Raw genomic sequence first — 18,606 nt, 5'->3', positions numbered from 1 at the left:
CGGCGCGTGCTGCCGAGTGTCGCTCACCTCTCTCCGCGCTGCGGGCGCGCGTGATCACGCCCGTACGTACGGAGAAAGGCTGCGGGCACGGAGGGGCGCCGGACAGAGCGTCCGGCGCCGGGAGTTGCGGGTGCGCCCCGCCGGAGCGGGGTGCGTCATCTCACACCGGCGGAGGTCACACCGGCGGCTGGTTGCCGCCGCCCCACTCGTCGGTGTGGGCGGAGGGGAAGCCCTGCTCGTACCCCTCCAGCGGTTCGGCGCTCTCGGCGCCCGCGCTCGCCAGGGCCGCCTCGGGCTCGACGGGACGCACGGGCTGCTCGGCCGGATCGGCGCACGGAGCGGACTCCGACGGCTCCTCGGTCCTGCTGAGCGGCAGGGCCGGCGAGGGGTTCATCGCCACGGGGCCGCGACGGGCGGCCTCGTTCACCAGCGCCTGGTACGGGCCGACGGCCTGCTTGCCGATGCGGCGCAGCGCGTCCCACACCGTGACCTGGTTCGCGGAGAGGACCGGCATGCGCAGCTCCGCCTCGAGCTGCGGGATGACGTCGTACGTCGGCAGGTTGGTGCAACTGATGAAGAGGGCGTCCGGTGCGTCGCCGGCGACGGCGTCGCGGGCCATGTCCACCACGTCCCGGTAGGGCACCCGCCAGATCTCCCGGGTCAGGCCGAGATAACTGCGGCCGGTGACCGCGATGCCCCCCTCTCCGAGGAACTCCTCCAGCGAGTCGGTGACGGACTTCGTGTACGGGGTGACGACGGCCACGCGCCGCGCCCCGATCTCCTGGAGCGCCGCGAGCAGCGCTCCGGAGGTGGTCAGCGAAGGGACCTCGCCGGCCTCCTCCATGGCCGCGGTCATGGACCGCTCGCCGGAGGCGCCGCCGACGAAGCTGCCGGACGTGCACGCGTAGGCGACGACGTCGGGGGCCACGGCGCACAGGGCCTGTACGCCTTCGCGCAGGGTCTGGTGCTCACTGACGAGGCGAGCCTGATCGAGGCTCACCTCGACCGGCACAAAAGGGGTTCGTGTGAGGTGCAGTGACACATCGTCCGGCACCCAACGCCACAGCTCCCGATCGAGTGCGAAGTCGAAGGGAGCGACAATTCCGACACCGCGTTGTGGTTGCGGTCCGCCGAGGAAGGAGACATCCATGGGTGAGCCCCAAAGAACGGAGGGGTGGCCTACGGCCAGAAAGGGAAAAAATGAAAGCCGGTCATTAGCCGGAACGCCGGGACAGATGCCTTCATTGACGACGGTAGTTCGGGCTACCTACCGTGGTCAATCCTTGCATCTGCGCGGGCTTCCCGCCGCTGAGTTCACGCCAGCCCGACCAGCCAACCGCCCCTCCGTTTCGAAGTGGTTTCCTGCCGATGACCCAGCCTGTACTTCTCGTCCTCGACGATGATCCACCGCCCCGCCTGGACCGCCTCGCGGGGCGTGCCCGTATCGTGCACGCGGACGAGAAAAGCCTGGCGGAGAGGCTTCCGACCGCCGACGTCCTGCTCGTGTGGGACTTCCTCTCGGACGCCGTCCGCCACGCGTGGCCGGGCGGCGGTCCGCGCCCGCGCTGGGTGCACACCCCGAGCGCCGGAGTCGACCGTCTGCTGCCCGAGCTGGCGGCCTCGCCGGAGACGGTCGTGACGAACGCGAGAGGGGTCTTCGACCAACCCATTGCGGAATACGTCACGGGCCTCGTTCTAGCCATGGCCAAAGATTTCCGCGATAGCTGGGAATTGCAGCGGCAACGTCAGTGGAAGCACCGGGAGACGAAAAGGGTCGGCGGTTCGCGGGCCGTTGTCGTCGGGTCCGGGCCAATTGGGAGAAGGGTCGGCCGGACACTGAAGGCCGTGGGCGTGACCGTGGACCTCGTCGGCCGTACGGAACGTGCCGAAGATCCCGATTTCGGACGGGTGCACGGCAACGCCGCGCTGGGCGGCCTCCTCGCGCAGGCGGACTGGGTGGTCTGCGTCGCACCGCTCACGGAGGAGACCCGCGGTCTCTTCGACGCGTCCGCGTTCGCACAGATGAAGTCCGACGCCCACTTCATCAACGTCGGACGCGGCCAGCACGTCGTCGAGCCCGACCTCGTGGAGGCGCTCGCCGCCCGCCGGATCGCGGGTGCCGCGCTCGACGTCTTCGCGCGCGAACCGCTGCCCGCGGACAGCGACTTGTGGGACGTACCGGGCCTGATCGTCTCGCCGCACATGAGCGGGGACACCATCGGGTGGCGTGACGACCTCGCCGACCAGTTCCTCGACAACTTCGACCGCTGGGAGGCCGGGGAGCCCCTGCTGAACGTGGTCGACAAGAACCTCGGTTACGTCCCCTCCACCTGAGCCCGGCCCGTCCGTCTGACCCCGGCCCGCACCGCGCGGGCCGGACCGCCCCGGTCACGACGTCCGGGCGACACCACTCCGGTCGCCAAGGCCGGGCGCACCACCACGCCGGCCACGGCCGGCCACACCACTCCGCCGGCCACGGCCGGCCCCGGCACCGCGGCCGCACGGCCGCGGACGCACCACCACGTCCCGACGTCCGCGTCACGACATCCCGGTCGCGACACCTCGGTCACGAATCGAAAGGCTCCCATGTCGGATCTCAGCAGCCTCACCGCCGGACGCCTCCTCGCCGGGTTCCGCAACGGCGACTTCTCCCCCGTCGACGCCACCCGTGCCGCGATCGAACAGGCCGAGAAGACACAGCCGCATGTGAACGCCTTCGTCCGCATCGACGGCGACGACGCCCTCGCGCAGGCCCGCGAGTCCGCGGAGCGCTGGCGCCGCGGCGAGCCCCAGGGCCCGCTGGACGGGGTGCCGGTGACGGTGAAGGACATCCTGCTGCTGCGCGACAAGCCCACCCTCCGCGGCTCGTGGTCCTCCTCGGCCGAGGGCCCCTGGGAGGAGGACGCCCCGTCCGTGGCGCGCATGCGCGAAGCGGGCGCGGTGTTCGTCGGCAAGACCACGACGCCCGAGTTCGGCTGGAAGGGCGTGACGGACAGCCCCCGGCACGGCGTCACCCGCAACCCGTACGACGTCTCCCGTACGGCGGGCGGCTCCAGCGGCGGCGGTTCCGCGGCGGTGGCGCTGGGCGCGGGACCGCTGACCCTCGGCACCGACGCGGGCGGTTCGGTGCGCATCCCCGCGTCCTTCTGCGGGATCTTCGCGCTCAAGCCGACCTACGGCAGGGTGCCGATCTACCCCGCCAGCGCCTTCGGGACGCTCGCGCACGTGGGCCCGATGACGCGGGACGCGGCGGACGCGGCGCTGCTGATGGACGTCATCTCCCAGCAGGACGCCCGCGACTGGTCGCAACTCGCGACGCCGCACGGCAGTTTCCGCGAGTCGGTGAAGCAGGGGGTGCGCGGGCTGCGCGTCGCGTACTCGCCGGACTTCGGCGGCCGGGTCGCGGTCGACCCGGCGGTCGCCGCCGGCGTGCGGCGCGCGGTGGAGCGGCTGGAGGAGCAGGGTGCCCTCGTCGAGGAGACCGACCCCGGGTTCGACGACCCGATCGAGGCGTTCCACTCCCTGTGGTTCGCGGGAGCGGCCCGCGTCACGCAGTTCTTCACGGACGAGCAGCGCGAGGCGATGGACCCGGGGCTGCGGGAGGTCGCCGAGGACGGCGCCGGGCGCAGCGCGCTGGACTATCTGGCCGGAGTCGACGTGCGCATGGCGCTCGGCAAGCAGATGGGCGTCTTCCATGAGACGTACGACCTGCTGGTCACGCCGACCATGCCGCGTACGGCCTTCGAGGCGGGCGTGGAGGTGCCCGAGGGCTCCGGGATGACGCGGTGGACGGAGTGGACGCCGTTCACCTACCCGTTCAACATGACGCAGCAGCCCGCCGCTTCGGTGCCCTGCGGCCTGGACGGGGAGGGGCTGCCGATGGGCGTGCAGCTCGTGGCCGCGCGCCACCGGGACGATCTCGTGCTGCGGGCGTCGCACGCGCTGTACGAGGCGGGGGCCGCGGACGTGCCGCCGCCCGCGCTGGCNGCCCGGGGAGTTGAGCCTCCCCGGGCACCCGCCGTCTGACGTACGGGATGTACGGGACACCCGGGCCGAGCGATCAGGCCCGGGCCCGGGTCCCGAACCGGCTCAGACCCTGCGGAAGTTGAGGGTCTCGCCCAGCGCCCCGGCCCGCCACAGGTCCTGGCACGCCTCGGCCATCGCGTCGAGCCCCTCGACGACCGAGCCCCAGACGATGCCGGGCACCCAGCCGGCGTCGCCGTTGATGAGCAGGTTGTTGCGCTCGTAGAAGAGCGCGAGGTCGACGACGGTGGTCCGGGTGGCGTGCGCGGCCTGGCCGCCCTGCTGCTCGGCCGCCGCCTCGTAGCCGTACGAGGACGTGCTCAACTGCGTGCTGGTGAAGGTGAAATAGCACAGATCGCCCGGAATGGGGGTGATCGTCGGGTTCTCCAGCGGTGGCTCCTCCGGTGCGAACGGCGGGATGAGCGCATAGATCTCGTTGCGGGCGTACTTGGCGTGGTAGACGTCGCCGCCCAGCGGCAGCGCGTTCCACACCGCCTCGCACGTGATCGGTGCGCGGTCGTCGAGCAGCTTCGCCGTACAGCTGACTCCCCGCTTGTCCAACGACACTTGAATGAACCGCTCGGCCATCGTGCCTCCGCGTCGTGCAGTGGTGATTCGTACGTGTCAATGGTGGCGCAGCGGTCAAGCCCACAACGGGCAGGTCAAGGGCTGAAAACGATCCGCATATCTTCACAGGGCCTGGGTAGCTGCGCGCCCATGGCTCCACCACGAGGCAACAACACCGGAAATGCCGGGAAAACCGGCAGAAGTCTGGGACGCCGATCGGTGCTCGCGGGAGCGGCATCGCTGACGGCGCTCGGAACGCTGGGCACCACCACGGCGTGCAGCCGGGTCTCCAGCGCCAGCACCGGGGACGGGGGCGATCTGCTGGAGAGACTGAGGGCACAGGGCACGGTCAAGCTGGGCATCGCCGGCGAGCAGCCGTACAGCTACATCGACACGAACGGTGAGCTGACCGGTTCTTCGCCTGCGATCGCGCGGGTCATCTTCAAGCGGCTCGGCATCGAGAACGTGCAGCCGCTGCCCACCGAGTTCAACTCGCTGATCCCGGGCCTGAACTCCCAGCAGTTCGACGTGGTCGCCGCCGGCATGTACATCAACTCCGACCGCTGCAAGCAGGTGCTCTTCGCCGACCCCGAGTACGAGATGAAGGACGCCTTCATCGTCCGCAAGGGCAACCCGAAGGGTCTGCACACCTACAAGGACGTCGCGGAGAAGGGCGCCAAGCTCGCTACCGGCGTCGGCTACGCGGAGATCGACTACGCCGTCGACGCCGGCGTGAAGAAGAGCGAGATCAAGCTGCTTCCCGACCAGCTCGCGGGTCTGCTGGAGGTCCAGGGCGGCCGTGCCGACGTCTTCGCAGGCACGGCGATCACCGTCCGCAACGTGGTGAAGCAGTCCAAGAGCGGAAAGACGGAGTACACCAAGAACTTCACGCCGATCCTCGAGGGCAAGCCCGATCTGGGCACCGGCGCCTTCGCCTTCCGCATGAGCGAGAGCAACCTGCGCGACGCCTTCAACGAAGAGCTCCACAAGATGAAGAAGAGCGGTGAACTCTTCCGCATCATGCGGCCCTTCGGGTTCGTCGAGGACGAGATGACGACCAAGACCGCGAAGGAGCGCTGCAAATGACGGACCTGACCTGGGGTCTGTGGGAGCTGCTGCTGAAGGGCCTCTGGCTGACGGTTCAGCTCACGGTCTTCAGCGCCCTGCTCGGCGCCGCGGTGGCGTTCGTCGTCGGGGTGGCACGTACCCACCGGCTGCGTTCCGTGCGCGTCGTCTCCGGTGCCTACATGGAGATCTTCCGCGGCACCTCCGCACTCGTGCTGATGTTCTGGATCTTCTTCGTGCTCCCGGTCGGCTTCGGCTGGCAGTTGATGCCCATGTGGGCGGCGATCCTGGCCCTGGGACTGTCCTACGGCGCGTACGGATCGGAGATCGTGCGCGGCGCGATAGCCGCCGTGGCACCCGCGCAGCAGGAGGCGGGCATCGCGCTCAGCTTCAGCCCGTGGCAGCGGCTGACGAAGATCGTGCTGCCGCAGGCGTGGCCCGAGATGATCCCGCCCGCCAACAACCTGCTCATCGAACTGCTCAAGGGCACCGCCCTGGTCTCGATCATGGGCGTCGCGGACATCACCTTCGGTGCCTCGCTGGTGCGTAACGCCACCGGCCAGAGCGCCCCCGTCTACACGATCATCCTGGTGATGTACTTCGTGCTCGCGTTCACCCTCACCAGGGGAATGCGCGTGCTGGAGCGGCATGCCAAGGCGGGCATCGGACAGGCGCCCGCGGCGAAGTCCGGCGGTCTGCGGCGTACGGCCCGTGTGCCGCGCCAGGCCGAGGCCCCCCGTGACGTTCCCACCACCGGAGGTGCCTCATGACCTGGGACTGGAACGCGGTCAGCGAGTTCCTGCCGCGCCTGTGGGACGGCGTGCTGCTCACCCTCCAGGCGCTGGTGCTGGGTTCGCTCATCGCCTTCGCGCTCGGGCTGGTCTGGGCGCTGGCCCAGCGGTCGAGCCTGAAGGCCGTGAGCTGGCCGGTCACCGCGGTCACGGAGTTCATCCGCAACACCCCGCTGCTGGTACAGCTCTTCTTCCTCTACTTCGTCATGCCGGAGTGGGGCATCACCCTCACGGCACTCGCGGCGGGTGTCGTCGGCCTCGGGCTGCACTACTCGACGTACACGGCGGAGGTCTACCGCGCCGGCATCGACGGGGTGCCGGCCGGGCAGTGGGAGGCGTGCACCGCGCTCAGCCTGCCGCGCAGCCGTACCTGGAGTGCGGTGATCCTGCCGCAGGCGATCCGTCGCGTGGTGCCCGCGCTGGGCAACTACATCATCGCGATGCTGAAGGACTCGCCGATGATCGCGATCATCGGGGCGCTCGAAATGCTGGGCCAGGCCCGGCAGTTCAGCGCCGAGACCTTCCAGCCGACGGAGCCGATCACGGTCATCGGCGTCGTCTTCATCCTGATCGCCTACCCGGCATCCCTGCTTATGAGAGCCCTGGAGCGTCGCCTTGTCCGCTGAGAACACCACCTCGAAAGAGACCAAGAACCCTGCCGTGGACGGCAGTCAGCTCATCACCTTCGACAACGTCACGAAGCGCTTCGGCAGCAACGTCGTGCTCGACAACCTCTGTTTCGACGTCGCCTCCGGCAAGCACGTCACCCTCATCGGCCCCTCGGGATCGGGCAAGACGACGATCCTGCGGCTGCTGATGACCCTGGTGAAGCCCGAGGAAGGCACCATCAAGGTCGCCGGCGAGTACCTCACGCACGAGGAGCGGAACGGGAAGCTGGTGCCCGCGAGCGAGCGCCACTCCCGCGAGGTGCGCAAGAACATCGGCATGGTCTTCCAGCAGTTCAACCTCTTCCCCAACATGAAGGTGCTGCGGAACATCACCGAGGCGCCCGTGCACGTGCTGGGCCTGGCCAAGGACGAGGCGGAGCAGCGCGCCCGCGAACTGCTCGAACTCGTGGGCCTGACCGAGCACATCGACAAGTACCCGAGCCAGCTCTCCGGCGGCCAGCAGCAGCGTGTGGCCATCGCCCGGGCCCTGGCGATGCGTCCGCAGGTGCTGCTGCTGGACGAGGTCACCTCCGCGCTCGACCCGGAGCTGGTCGCGGGTGTGCTGGACGTCCTGCGGGACATCGCGCACACCACGGACATCACGATGCTGTGCGTCACGCACGAGATGAACTTCGCGCGTGACATCTCGGACGACGTGTTGATGTTCGACGCGGGCCGTGTCATCGAATCGGGCGCGCCGGAGAAGATCTTCAGCGACCCCGAACACGAGCGCACCAGGGAGTTCCTGAGCGCCGTGCTGTAGGACGGCGCTCGGCGCCGAGGACGTGTGCCATCGCGAAGGGGCCGCACCGCGAACGCCGGTGCGGCCCCTTCGTACGCCTGTGTACGGCGCCGTGGACGAGGGTCGTACGGATGCGTACGACCGCGGTCTCCGCACGCCGCGGCGGCTCCCGCACACCGCGAGGTCGCATATGCCAAATCAGTGCAACGGCCCCCACCGGCAGGTCCGTTGGCCGTTATCGTGAGAAGCGGGCGTGACCGGACGCGACGGTCACGACGCAAACGGTCACACCTCCAGGGAGGCCCGTCGTGGCGCTGAGGCCCGAGCACACCGCGCCGTTCCACTCCGTAAGGTACGCGCTGCGGGTGCTGGAGGCCATCGCGGCGCACCGCGACGGCGTGACCGAGTCGGCCCTCTCCCGCGAGACGGGGCTGCCGCCGGGCCATCTCGCGCATCTGCTGGCGATGCTCTGCCGGGAGAAGTACGCGGAGCGCCTCACGGACGGCGGCTATGTCGTCGGGGAGTCGCTGGTGCTGCTCGGCTCGGGCGGCGACCGCGAACGGGCCCTGGACGAACGGCTCCAGCGCACCCTCGCCGATCTGCGCGACACCGTCGGCGCCGCCGTCTATCTCGGCCGCTATCAGGACGGCGAGCTGGAGGTCGCCGGTTACGCGGACAGCCCGGCCACGCCCGCGGTCAACGAATGGGTCGACTTCCGCTCGGCGCTGCACGCCACCGCGATCGGCAAGTGCCTGCTGGGGCAGCTCGATCACAACGGACGCAAGGACCATCTCGCGCGGCACCGCACCGCGCGGCTCACCTCGCGCACCATCACGGACGAGAAGGTGCTGCTGAACACGCTGGACCGGCAGCCGCCGACCGTTCCCGTGCTCGACCTCCAGGAGTACGCGGTGGGCACGGTGTGCGCCGCGGTGCCGGTGACCGCCGGATCCTCGGTCGGATGTCTGGCGCTGTCGCTGCCCGTCGAGCACGCGCACCGGCTGCGGCGGGCGGCGGAGACGCTGAGCCGCAAGGCCGCTCCGGTCATGCTCTCGCTCGCGATCTGAGCGGTGGCGGCGGCCGGTTGGGCCGGGCCGGGTCCGTACGCAGCTCACCGGCGCCTGCCCCGGCAGCCCTCACGGCACCGGTCCGGAGCACCCTCGGGGAGGGGGTAGTATTTCCTCCGTCGGTCTGCGAAGGCCGACGGGCGCCGTTAGCTCAGTTGGTTAGAGCAGCTGACTCTTAATCAGCGGGTCCGGGGTTCGAGTCCCTGACGGCGTACAGCGAGCAAGACCGGAAGCCCTCCGCATCGAGCGGGGGGCTTCCGTCGTCTCCGCCCTCTCGCCCTTCCCCCACCGGCCCTTCTCCCGCCCGGCCTCTCCGCTCGCGCCGCTGTTCTCCGGCGACCGCCGACTCCCTTGCGCCCGGCGCTCGTTCACGCCTGCTCCGGACCACCGTCGTACTCGTACGGGGAAATTGGTCTGGACATCATGGGGCGGCCGCGCTACATTCGCGGCCTGGTCTAGACCTGAAATGCGCGCACTCCGACCCCCACGAGCATCTGGAGCGACATGCGCAAGAAGATCACAGCAGCCGTCGTAGGACTGGGACTTGGCGGCGCAGCCATGTTCCTCACCGGCGGCTCCGCACAGGGCCACGGCTTCAGCACCGACCCGTCCAGCCGGCAGGCCAACTGCGCCGACGGCAAGGTCTCGGACTGCGGTGCCATCGAGAACGAGCCGCAGAGCGTCGAGGGCCCCAAGGGCTTCCCCGAGAAGGGCCCCGAGGACGGCACGATCTGTGCGGGCGGCAACGAGAGCTTCAAGGAGCTCGACGACCCGCGCGGCGGCGACTGGCCCACCACCGACCTGAAGGCGGGCGCCGACCACACCTTCAAGTGGTCGATGACGGCGCGGCATTCGACGACGGACTTCCAGTTCTACGTCACCAAGGACGGCTGGGACCCGAGTAAGAAGCTCACCCGCGACGACCTGGAGCCGAAGCCCTTCCTGACCGTGGACATGAAGGGCGAGCAGCCGCCCGCCGAGTGGACGGGCGAGGGCAAGCTGCCCGAGGGCAAGTCCGGGCAGCACATCATCCTCGGCGTGTGGAACATCGCCGACACGGCGAACGCCTTCTACTCCTGCTCCGACGTGAAGTTCTGAGCCCTCCCGGCTCGTTCAACGTCCGGGAGAGGACCGGAAAAGGAGGAGCCGGAGACGGAGACGGAGACGGAAGAGAGGGCCACGGTCCGGCGCACCGCACGGCGGCCGGGCCGTGGCCCCGGGGCACACGCACGCCTGGCCCCACCGGCCGTTCCGGCGTCGCGCCGGTCGCCGCTCCGCGTGGCGCGGCCACGGCCGATCCGCCAGACTCCCCCCATGCACCCCGCGACCCTCGGCGACCGGGCTCTCGGCCGCGCCCTCGTCACGCGTCAACTGCTCGCCGAACGCTCGGGGATGAGCGCGCTCGACGCCGTCGAGCATCTCGTCGGCCTCCAGGCGCAGGCGCCGAAGCCGCCGTACTACGGGCTCCTCTCCCGTCTCGCGGACTTCCGCGCCGAGGAGCTGTCCGCGCTGCTGCGTGAGCGCCGGGCCGTACGGGTCGGCGTCATGCGCGGCACCGTGCATCTGGTGAGCGCGGCCGACTGCCTCGAACTGCGGCCGCTGACGCGGACGTTGCACGAGTCCCTGGTGCGCACCGCCAACCGCCGACGGCTGGAGGGCGTCGACCCGTGGGACGTCGCCGCCGACGCGACGGAGCTGCTGCGCCAGGAGCCGCGTACGGTCCGCGAGTTGGGGCGACTGCTCGCCGAGCGCCGGCCCGGGCACGACCCGGAGGCGCTGTCGCGGGCGGCACGCGCCCTGTGCGACGCGGTGCAGATCCCGCCCCGCGGACTGTGGGGACGCTCGGGGCAGCCGACGTACGCCACGATCGAGTCCTGGCTGGGCCGCCCCGTCTCCGCGGAGCCGAGCGTGGAGACCGTACTGCTGCGCTATCTGGGCGCGTTCGGGCCCGCGTCCGTCATGGACGCCCAGGCGTGGTCGGGACTGACGCGGCTCGGCGAGGTGATGGAACGGCTGCGTCCGGAGCTGAAGGTCTTCCGCAGCGAGGGCGGCCGTGAGCTGTTCGACCTGCCGGACGCGCCGCGGCCCGATCCGGAACTGCCGCTGCCCGCGCGCCTCGTGGCGGAGTACGACAACCTCGTGCTCTCCCACGCGGACCGTACGCGGGTGATCAGCGACGCCGCCCGCAAGCTCATCGCGAGCCGCAACGGGCAGGTGCCGGGCACGGTGCTGCTGGACGGCGAGGTACGCGGCGTGTGGAAGGCCGAACAGCCCCGCAGGAACGCCGTGACGGTCACCGTCACCCCCTTCCACCGGGCCCTGGACGACGGGCAGCGCCGGGAGTTGGCGGCCGAGGGCGAGCGGCTGGCGGCCTTCACACTCCGCGGCCGTACGGAGAAGACCCCGGAGGGTGGGCCGCAGGCAGACGGCGACGGCGGCGCGAAGACCCAACTGGCCGCCGCCGAGGAGGAGTTCACCGTCGTCTTCGCCGACCCCGTGGGCTGACCTCCGCGGCCCGCGGGCCGCACCGGCGCCCCGTACGCCCCCCTACCGCCCCGTGAACTTACTCACGGACCACACACAACGTGTCCATTCCGATGACACCTCCATCACAGAGAAGCCGGGAAATCACGCCGCTATGCGGACGAACCGTCCCTCATCGCCCTTGCGTTCGGGCGTGGAGTCGGAGAACCTACCGACGTCTCCGGCCGCCGTGCAGCGCAGCGAATCGACGGCCGGCGAGCGGGCACGGCACTCCCCACAGGTCGAGCCCGCGGCTTCCGCCCGGACGGCAAACCGAGGTCCTCTCCGTGGAACCGGGCGTCGCCCGCGCGAAGTCTCTGTACGGAGCAGCCGACGCCTGCCGCGCCGGGGGCCGCGGGAAGGGACGCGGGAAGTACGACCACACGCAGCCTGCTGCGTTCAGGGGGATGAGCCATGACCTCGAACCGGTCCGGTGAAAGACAGCCGGAGCACCCGCAGGCGGCCGACGACGACCCGACCCGGACGACACAGCTACGCATACCCGGCCACGTCAGACAGCGTGCCAGAGGCACCCTCGGCCGCGGACGGCGCTGGGCGCCCAAAGAGCTGCCGCGCTACGACTACGAGCACTACAGCCGCCTCGCCGGTCCGCTGACGCAGCCCGCGAAGGACAAGCCGTACCGCGTCGCCTACCGCAGCCTTCTGTCCGAGGAGCCCCACCGCATACGCGCGGCGACGCTGCTCTGCCTCGCGCCGCTGCTCTCCGCCGGACTCCTGGTGTGGCTGATGCAGCCGCAGCACTGGACGCGCCGCGACGACGGCGCCGTCTCCGACCTCGTGCTCAAGCTCGACATCGTGATGCTGGTGTCCATCGGCCTCATCGAGCTGTTCCGTACGCTCAACGTCCTCTCCAACGCGCACGCCACGCTCGTCGCCCGCGACCCCGTACCGGTGGTGCCGGAGTCCGGCACCCGCGTCGCCTTCCTCACCTCCTTCGTCCCCGGCAAGGAACCGCTGGAGATGGTGACGAAGACGCTCGAGGCGGCCGTGAAGATCCGCCACCGCGGACTGCTGCACGTCTGGCTCCTCGACGAGGGCGACGACCCGGAGGTCAAGGAGGTCTGCCGCAGGCTGGGCGTGCACCACTTCACGCGCAAGGGCGTGCCCCGCTGGAACAAGAAGAAGGGCCCGCACCGGGCGAAGACCAAGCACGGCAACTACAACGCCTGGCTCGCCGCGCACGGCGACCACTACGACTACTTCGCCTCGGTCGACACCGACCATGTGCCGCTGCCCAACTACCTGGAGCGGATGCTCGGTTACTTCCGCGACCCGGACGTCGGCTTCGTCATCGGGCCGCAGGTCTACGGCAACTACGACAACTTCGTCACCAAGGCCGCCGAGAGCCAGCAGTTCCTCTTCCACGCCCTCATCCAGCGCGCCGGGAACCGCTACAACGCGCCCATGTTCGTCGGCACCAGCAACGCCGTACGCATCAAGGCCATCAAGGGCATCGGCGGCCTGTACGACTCCATCACGGAGGACATGGCCACCGGCTTCGAGATGCACCGGCACCGCAATCCGGAGACGGGACGCAAGTGGCGCTCCGTCTACACCCCGGACGTGCTGGCCGTGGGCGAAGGCCCCAACGCCTGGACGGACTTCTTCACCCAGCAACTGCGCTGGTCGCGCGGCACGTACGAGACGATCCTCAAGCAGTACTGGCGGGGCGTCTTCACACTGCCGCCCGGCAAGCTGTTCAACTACACGATGCTGATGATCTTCTACCCGATCGCGGCGCTCAACTGGATTTTGGCGGCGCTGAGTTGTGCGCTGTTCCTGGGTCTGGGCGCCTCGGGTGTGCAGATCGACCCGACCATATGGATGGCCCTGTACGGCAACGCCACCGCGCTCCAGATCGGCCTGTACGTCTGGAACCGGCGGCACAACGTCTCCCCGCACGAACCGGAGGGCTCCGGCGGCCTCGCCGGGATGCTGATGTCGGCGCTCTCGGCGCCGATCTACGCCCGTTCCCTCTTCGACACGGTGCTGCGCCGCAAGAGCAAGTTCGTGGTGACCCCCAAGGGCGACTCCGCCAGCCCGGACACCCTCTTCGGCACCTTCCGCGTCCACCTCTTCTTCATCGTCGTCTTCGGCGGCTCGCTGGGCGGTTCGTTCTATCTGGGCCACGACCACCCGGCGATGATCACCTGGGCCGCGCTGGCGCTGCTGATCACGGCCGCCCCGATCGTCGGCTGGCGCGTGACCGTACGGGCCGAGAAGAAGCGGCGGAAGCAGCGGCGGCACCGGCACCGGCAGGGCGGCCCGCTGCCGCCGTCGCACGAGCCGGACGACGGCTCCTCCCCGGCGTCCTCCGCGTCCTCCGCGTCCTTCGACGGCGAGGCGCGGGAGAGCGCGTACGGCGAGGGCGACGGCGACGCCTACGACGGCACGCGGGAGGAGAGCCCGCCAGGCGGCCACGCGCCCGCGACGCAGCACCCCGTACCACTGCACACCGCCCCTGGGGGACGTGAAAGATGAAGTTCCGACCGAGCCGGCGTACGCGCCGCACAGCGATAGCGGCGACGGTCGTGCTGGTGATCGCCGGGTTCAACGGGCCCGCGCTCTACGGCATCGCCTCGGCGAAGTACCACGACTACAAGATCAACCAGCCCGAGTACAAGGCGGAGAACGGGCACTGGAAGGTCGTCCCCGTCCCCGAGAAGTACCGGATCAACACGATTCACGCGGCGCTGCTGCACACCGGGAAGGTGCTCCTGGTCGCCGGCTCCGGCAACGACGCGAAGCAGTTCAACGCCAAGACCTTCCGCAGCGTCCTGTGGGACCCGGTCAAGAACACCTTCAAGAACATCCCCACGCCCAACGACCTGTTCTGCGCGGGCCACACCCAACTCCCGGACGGCAAGCTGCTGGTGGCGGGCGGCACCCGGCGCTACGAGAAGCTCGGCGGCGACGTGAAGAAGGCCGGCGGCCTGATGATCGTCCACAACGAGAACCCGGACCGGGCCAAGACCATCAAGGCGGGCACCCACTTCACCGGGCGCCACAACGGCAAGACCTTCGAGGCCAAGGACAGCGTCCTGGTCCCACGGGCGAAGAAGAAGGCGGACCCGGTCACGGGGAAGGTCCGCGTCACCGCGAGCGTCGCCCGCGTGTACGTCGAGGCGGCCAAGCGCGGCAAGAAGCACCAGACCGGCACCGAGGACAACTACCGCGTGAGCGGGCTGCGCGGCGCCGAGCGCCGGAACATCTACGGCATCGCCCAGAAGCTCTCCTTCGACAAGAAGGACTTCCAAGGCATCAAGGACAGCTACGAGTTCGACCCGGTCGCCGAGCGCTACATCAAGACCGACTTCATGGACGAGGCGCGCTGGTACCCGACGCTGACCACCCTGGAGGACGGCAAGGTCCTCTCGGTCTCCGGCCTCGACGACATCGGCCAGGTCGTCCCCGGCAAGAACGAGATCTACGACCCGCAGACCAAGAAGTGGGAGTTCCTGCCGCGCAAGCGCTTCTTCCCCACCTACCCGGCGCTGCACCTCACCGACGACAACAAGATCTTCTACTCCGGCGCCAACGCCGGCTACGGGCCCGCCGACAAGGGCCGTACGCCGGGCCTATGGGACCTGCAGACCAACGGCTTCCGCAAGATCCCCGGCATGAGCGACCCGGACAAGCTGGAGACGGCGATGTCCGTGCCGCTGCCGCCCACCCAGAGCCGCAAGTACATGGTGCTCGGGGGCGGCGGCGTCGGCGAGTCGAAGAAGGCCAGCGAGAAGACGCGCATCGTCGATCTGAAGGACCCCTCGCCGCGCTTCCGCAACGGGCCCGACCTGTACGCCAAGGCCCGCTACCCCAGCAGCGTCATCCTGCCCGACGACAAGGTGCTGACGACCAACGGCTCCGGCGACTACCGCGGCCGCAGCGACACCAACATCCTCAAGGCCGAGATCTACGACCCGTCCAGCGACACCAAGAAGCCCGTCGCCGACCCGCTGGTCGGCCGCAACTACCACTCGGGCGCCCTGCTGTTGCCGGACGGACGCGTGATGACCTTCGGCTCGGACTCGCTCTTCGCCGACGAGGCCAACACCAAGCCCGGCACGTTCGAGCAGGAGATCGACATCTACACCCCGCCCTACCTCCACACCAAGGGCAAGCGGCCCGAACTGGCCGACGCCGGACGGGGCGGGAAGACCGTACGGCTGGGCGGCACGGCAGCCTTCCGCAGCAAGGACGCGGCGTCCATCAAGAAGATGCGGCTGATCAGGCCGGGTTCGTTCACACACGTCACCAACGTCGAACAGTCCTCCGTGGCGCTGAAGTTCAAGAAGACCGCGGACGGTGTGACGGTCAGGCTGCCCGAGGACCCCTCGCTCGTGCCGCCCGGCTGGTGGATGGTGACGGCCGTCGACGGCAAGGGCAAGCCGTCGAAGTCGGTGTGGCTGAAGGTGCCGCGCACCCCGGCCGCCCAGGCACCCACGACGACGCCGCTCTCACCGTGAGGTGAGCGGCGTGACCGGCGGCGGCGCGAGTCCGCCGCCGGTACCGGACCGCCGGCGCAGCCGGNCTTTGCGAAAACCCCCACCCCGTCCCGTCGGCCGGACACACGGCCGGCGGGACGCGGGGTTTCGGGGGAGGCGGAGTTTCCGGGAGGCGAAGCTTCGGGAAGCGGGCAAGTGCCAAGTCCCGGGCGGGAGGCGGGAGTTCAGCCTCCGGCGAGGTCCAGCGCGTACTCGGGCCACCACTGCCCGGCCTTCGGGCCGCCCTTGCACTCGCCGTCCGACTCACCGGGACGCTTGATCCACAGATAGCCGTCGACGATCTGGTCGCCCGTCTTCGTCGTCGGCGCCTCGCCCAGGGCGCGGCCCTTCGGATTGCACCACGCCTCCTCGTCGGCGCCGGCGCCGCGCACGGGACCGTTGCCGTTGCGGCTGGTGTCGATGACGAAGGGCTTGTTGCCGACCATCGGGGAGAACTTCTTGCCGTACGCCGTATTGGACGCCGTGGTCTGGTAGTTGGAGACGTTCAGCGAGAAGCCGTCCGCCGTCTCGACGCCCGCGCGCTTCATCGGCTCCACGAGCGCGCCCGGGTCACGCACCCAGTCGGGGTTGCCCGCGTCCAGATAGACCCGGACGTCCGGCAGGCCCTGGAGCCTGCCGACCGCCTCGTTGAGCAACTCGTAGCGCTCGTCGGTGTACTGGGCGGGCGTGCAGCCCTTCATCAGCAGGTGCGGAACGGCGTCCGGCTCCACGATCACGGTCGCCGGGCGCTTGCCGATGCCCTTGAGCACACCGGCCAGCCACTTCCGGTAGGCGGCGGCGTCGGGGGCGCCGCCCTTGGAGTACTGGCCGCAGTCCCGGTGCGGCAGGTTGTACAGGACGAGCAGCGCGTCCCGCCCGGCCTTCGAGGCGGCGGTCGTGACCTTGCGGGTCTGGGCCTCCGGGTCGTCGGGGCGGATCCACTCGGCCACGGGCTGACGGGCGATCTTCCGCATCAGCGCGGCCTGCTTCTTCTTGCCGTCCTGCGCGTACCGCTCGGCCTGCCGGGCCGCGTTGCCCTCCGGGTCCACCCAGTACGGCGTGACGGACTCGGGGCGCTGTGCGACGCCGCCGCCACCGGCGCCGTCGTCGCCCGTACCGGAGTCCGACGAGCAGCCGCCCAGCAGCACCCCGGCGAGCGCCAGCGCACAGCCTGCGGCGCTTCCGCGCACGGACCGGCCGGAGCGGACGGAGCGGACGGACCGCACAGCGCGCTCGGACCGTGCCGCGCCCCGGTCGCCGGATCCGTCACGGAGCGCCCAACTGCCCCTGCCGTACATGCACTTCCCCCCTCGGTGAAGCCTGCCCCCGCGGGCTGGTCCGCCCGGAAACGGACGGCCATCGTGTCACAGCGCCCTCACCGGGCACCCTGGTCCCGCGGGGCCGTTACCGTGCCGTTCCACGTCCGTACCGTGCTGTTCCACGACCACCGGGCGGCCCCTGCGAAGCGCGGCTCAGATGCGTTCGACGAGGTCCGCGATGGAGTCGACGACGCTCGACGCCCGGTAGGGGAAGCGGTCCACCTGGTCCGGCGTCGTCAGCCCCGTCAGCACAAGGAACGTCTCCAGACCGGCCTCCATCCCGGCCCGTACGTCCGTGTCCATCCGGTCGCCGATCATCGCGGTCGTCTCCGAGTGCGCCCCGATCGCGTTCAGACCGGCCCGCATCATCAGCGGGTTGGGCTTGCCGACGAAGTACGGCTCGCGTCCGGTCGCCTTGGTGATGAGCGCCGCGACCGACCCCGTGGCCGGCAGCGCGCCCTCCGCGGACGGACCGGTCTCGTCCGGGTTGGTGGCGATGAAGCGCGCACCGTCGTTGATGAGGCGGATCGCCTTGGTCAGCGCCTCGAAGCTGTACGTACGGGTCTCGCCCAGCACCACGTAGTCCGGCTCGGAGTCGGAGAGGACGTAGCCGATGTCGTGCAGCGCCGTCGTCAGGCCCGCCTCACCGATCGCGTACGCGGTGCCGCCGGGGCGCTGGTCGTCCAGGAACTGGGCGGTGGCCAGCGCCGACGTCCAGATGTTCTCCGTCGGCACGTCCAGCCCGATCCGCCCGAGGCGGGCGTGCAGATCGCGCGGCGTGTAGATCGAGTTGTTCGTCAGGACGAGGAAGGGGCGGCCGGACTCCTTCAGCCGCTTGATGAAGGCGTCCGCGCCGGGGACGGGCACGCCCTCGTGCATCAGCACACCGTCCATGTCGGTCAGCCACGACTCGATCGGCTTTCGCTCTGCCACGTGACGGCTCCTGCCAGGGTCGGTTCGGTTCGCCGAGGGGCTCATACGGTTCGTGCGGCCCGCACTGCCGGTCGCGGTCCGCCCGCCGGTGCGGCGTGTGCGGAACGGACGGCGGCACGGGCACGGCGCCCGGAGCGGGGCTCCCGGCTGCCACGTTCAGCCTAACCGGAGGCCGCAGGCGTACCCGGGGCCCGGCCGAAGAGCGGCGCGAGCACGAGCTGCGCGGCGCCGTCGGCGACCGTACGGCTGCCCTCGGGGACGACCTCGACACGTACTCCGCCGGGCACCGCGTCGCGCGCGCTCCCCCGCCGTGCCTCGGTTCCGCTCCGTGCTCCGCTTCCGCTCCGGGCTCCGCTCCCGTTCCGTGCTTCGCTGTCGCCGGGGCCCGGCCGGTGCGCCGCGC

The 18,606-nt window shown here is 70.2% G+C and carries 15 protein-coding genes, 1 tRNA gene and 1 pseudogene; 12 read left to right on the top strand and 5 right to left on the bottom strand.

Annotated features, from left to right (window positions below; genetic code table 11):
- Positions 1–175: 175 nt before the first annotated feature.
- Positions 176–1,150 (bottom strand): maleate cis-trans isomerase family protein, encoded by a 975-nt coding sequence (locus AN218_RS18455; protein WP_070017993.1) that lies wholly within the window; start codon positions 1,148–1,150, stop codon positions 176–178.
- Positions 1,151–1,368: 218 nt separating this feature from the next.
- On the opposite strand from AN218_RS18455, the gene AN218_RS18450 reads away from it, so the two are divergent.
- Complete coding sequence (locus AN218_RS18450; protein WP_070017992.1) at positions 1,369–2,334, top strand: D-2-hydroxyacid dehydrogenase; 966 nt, start codon at positions 1,369–1,371, stop codon at positions 2,332–2,334.
- Positions 2,335–2,586: 252 nt separating this feature from the next.
- Positions 2,587–4,026 carry an amidase gene (locus AN218_RS18445; protein ID WP_070017991.1) on the top strand — a complete coding sequence of 480 codons (1,440 nt, stop codon included), beginning with the start codon at positions 2,587–2,589 and terminating at the stop codon, positions 4,024–4,026.
- 63 nt (positions 4,027–4,089) lie between these two features.
- Here the strand turns inward: AN218_RS18445 and AN218_RS18440 are convergent, their stop codons facing one another.
- On the bottom strand, positions 4,090–4,611 hold the full coding sequence (locus AN218_RS18440) for a DUF3830 family protein (RefSeq protein ID WP_070017990.1): 522 nt from the start codon (positions 4,609–4,611) through the stop codon (positions 4,090–4,092).
- 129 nt (positions 4,612–4,740) lie between these two features.
- Here AN218_RS18440 and ehuB point away from each other — a divergent pair, with 129 nt between their 5' ends.
- The 10 genes from ehuB (at position 4,741) to glxA (ending at position 15,933) form a co-directional block, all read left to right on the top strand.
- The gene (gene ehuB / locus AN218_RS18435) at positions 4,741–5,676 is read left to right on the top strand and encodes an ectoine/hydroxyectoine ABC transporter substrate-binding protein EhuB (RefSeq protein WP_079132315.1); all 936 of its coding nucleotides are present in this window, start codon (positions 4,741–4,743) and stop codon (positions 5,674–5,676) included.
- Positions 5,673–6,425: an ectoine/hydroxyectoine ABC transporter permease subunit EhuC gene (ehuC, locus tag AN218_RS18430; protein WP_070017989.1), complete on the top strand. Its 753-nt coding sequence runs from the start codon at positions 5,673–5,675 to the stop codon at positions 6,423–6,425. Before ehuB ends, ehuC begins: the two co-directional genes overlap by 4 nt.
- Positions 6,422–7,072, top strand: a complete 651-nt coding sequence (gene ehuD / locus AN218_RS18425) for an ectoine/hydroxyectoine ABC transporter permease subunit EhuD (RefSeq protein ID WP_070017988.1) — start codon at positions 6,422–6,424, stop codon at positions 7,070–7,072. The genes ehuC and ehuD overlap by 4 nt, the downstream gene beginning before the upstream one ends.
- Positions 7,062–7,877 carry an ectoine/hydroxyectoine ABC transporter ATP-binding protein EhuA gene (gene ehuA, locus AN218_RS18420; RefSeq protein ID WP_070017987.1) on the top strand — a complete coding sequence of 272 codons (816 nt, stop codon included), beginning with the start codon at positions 7,062–7,064 and terminating at the stop codon, positions 7,875–7,877. The genes ehuD and ehuA overlap by 11 nt, the downstream gene beginning before the upstream one ends.
- Positions 7,878–8,164: 287 nt before the next feature.
- Positions 8,165–8,923, top strand: a complete 759-nt coding sequence (locus AN218_RS18415) for an IclR family transcriptional regulator (protein WP_070017986.1) — start codon at positions 8,165–8,167, stop codon at positions 8,921–8,923.
- A gap of 140 nt (positions 8,924–9,063) precedes the next feature.
- Positions 9,064–9,137, top strand: a tRNA-Lys gene (locus tag AN218_RS18410).
- A 290-nt stretch (positions 9,138–9,427) separates the two neighbouring features.
- On the top strand, positions 9,428–10,021 hold the full coding sequence (locus tag AN218_RS18405) for a lytic polysaccharide monooxygenase auxiliary activity family 9 protein (RefSeq protein ID WP_070017985.1): 594 nt from the start codon (positions 9,428–9,430) through the stop codon (positions 10,019–10,021).
- Positions 10,022–10,237: 216 nt separating this feature from the next.
- Entirely contained in the window at positions 10,238–11,428 is a 1,191-nt protein-coding gene (locus AN218_RS18400; RefSeq protein ID WP_070017984.1) for a winged helix DNA-binding domain-containing protein, read from the top strand.
- 432 nt (positions 11,429–11,860) lie between these two features.
- On the top strand, positions 11,861–13,948 hold the full coding sequence (locus AN218_RS18395; RefSeq protein ID WP_079132313.1) for a glycosyltransferase family 2 protein: 2,088 nt from the start codon (positions 11,861–11,863) through the stop codon (positions 13,946–13,948).
- The gene (glxA, locus tag AN218_RS18390; protein WP_070017983.1) at positions 13,945–15,933 is read left to right on the top strand and encodes a radical copper oxidase GlxA; all 1,989 of its coding nucleotides are present in this window, start codon (positions 13,945–13,947) and stop codon (positions 15,931–15,933) included. The genes AN218_RS18395 and glxA overlap by 4 nt, the downstream gene beginning before the upstream one ends.
- A gap of 203 nt (positions 15,934–16,136) precedes the next feature.
- Here the strand turns inward: glxA and AN218_RS18385 are convergent, their stop codons facing one another.
- From AN218_RS18385 to AN218_RS37560, 3 genes and pseudogenes are all read right to left on the bottom strand, one after another.
- Positions 16,137–17,141, bottom strand: coding sequence for a glycoside hydrolase family 6 protein (locus AN218_RS18385; RefSeq protein ID WP_420855985.1), 1,005 nt, complete (start codon positions 17,139–17,141; stop codon positions 16,137–16,139).
- Positions 17,142–17,423: 282 nt separating this feature from the next.
- Complete coding sequence (locus AN218_RS18380; protein ID WP_070017981.1) at positions 17,424–18,203, bottom strand: HAD-IIA family hydrolase; 780 nt, start codon at positions 18,201–18,203, stop codon at positions 17,424–17,426.
- 161 nt (positions 18,204–18,364) lie between these two features.
- Positions 18,365–18,606, bottom strand: a pseudogene (locus AN218_RS37560) (hypothetical protein); the annotation flags it as partial.

Source organism: Streptomyces nanshensis (assembly GCF_001751255.1).
GTDB lineage: Bacteria > Actinomycetota > Actinomycetes > Streptomycetales > Streptomycetaceae > Streptomyces > Streptomyces nanshensis_A.
The sequence above is the reverse complement of the archived record's forward strand: the minus strand, read 5'-3'. Positions and strand labels throughout refer to the sequence as shown.

What these genes read in the sequence shown, in the direction of transcription:
- AN218_RS18455 (WP_070017993.1), bottom strand. Translation starts at nt 1,150, where the DNA reads ATGGATGTCTCCTTCCTCGGCGGACCGCAACCACAACGCGGTGTCGGA.
- AN218_RS18450 (WP_070017992.1), top strand. Translation starts at nt 1,369, where the DNA reads ATGACCCAGCCTGTACTTCTCGTCCTCGACGATGATCCACCGCCCCGC.
- AN218_RS18440 (WP_070017990.1), bottom strand. Translation starts at nt 4,611, where the DNA reads ATGGCCGAGCGGTTCATTCAAGTGTCGTTGGACAAGCGGGGAGTCAGC.
- ehuB (WP_079132315.1), top strand. Translation starts at nt 4,741, where the DNA reads ATGGCTCCACCACGAGGCAACAACACCGGAAATGCCGGGAAAACCGGC.
- ehuC (WP_070017989.1), top strand. Translation starts at nt 5,673, where the DNA reads ATGACGGACCTGACCTGGGGTCTGTGGGAGCTGCTGCTGAAGGGCCTC.
- ehuD (WP_070017988.1), top strand. Translation starts at nt 6,422, where the DNA reads ATGACCTGGGACTGGAACGCGGTCAGCGAGTTCCTGCCGCGCCTGTGG.
- AN218_RS18405 (WP_070017985.1), top strand. Translation starts at nt 9,428, where the DNA reads ATGCGCAAGAAGATCACAGCAGCCGTCGTAGGACTGGGACTTGGCGGC.
- AN218_RS18400 (WP_070017984.1), top strand. Translation starts at nt 10,238, where the DNA reads ATGCACCCCGCGACCCTCGGCGACCGGGCTCTCGGCCGCGCCCTCGTC.
- AN218_RS18395 (WP_079132313.1), top strand. Translation starts at nt 11,861, where the DNA reads ATGACCTCGAACCGGTCCGGTGAAAGACAGCCGGAGCACCCGCAGGCG.
- glxA (WP_070017983.1), top strand. Translation starts at nt 13,945, where the DNA reads ATGAAGTTCCGACCGAGCCGGCGTACGCGCCGCACAGCGATAGCGGCG.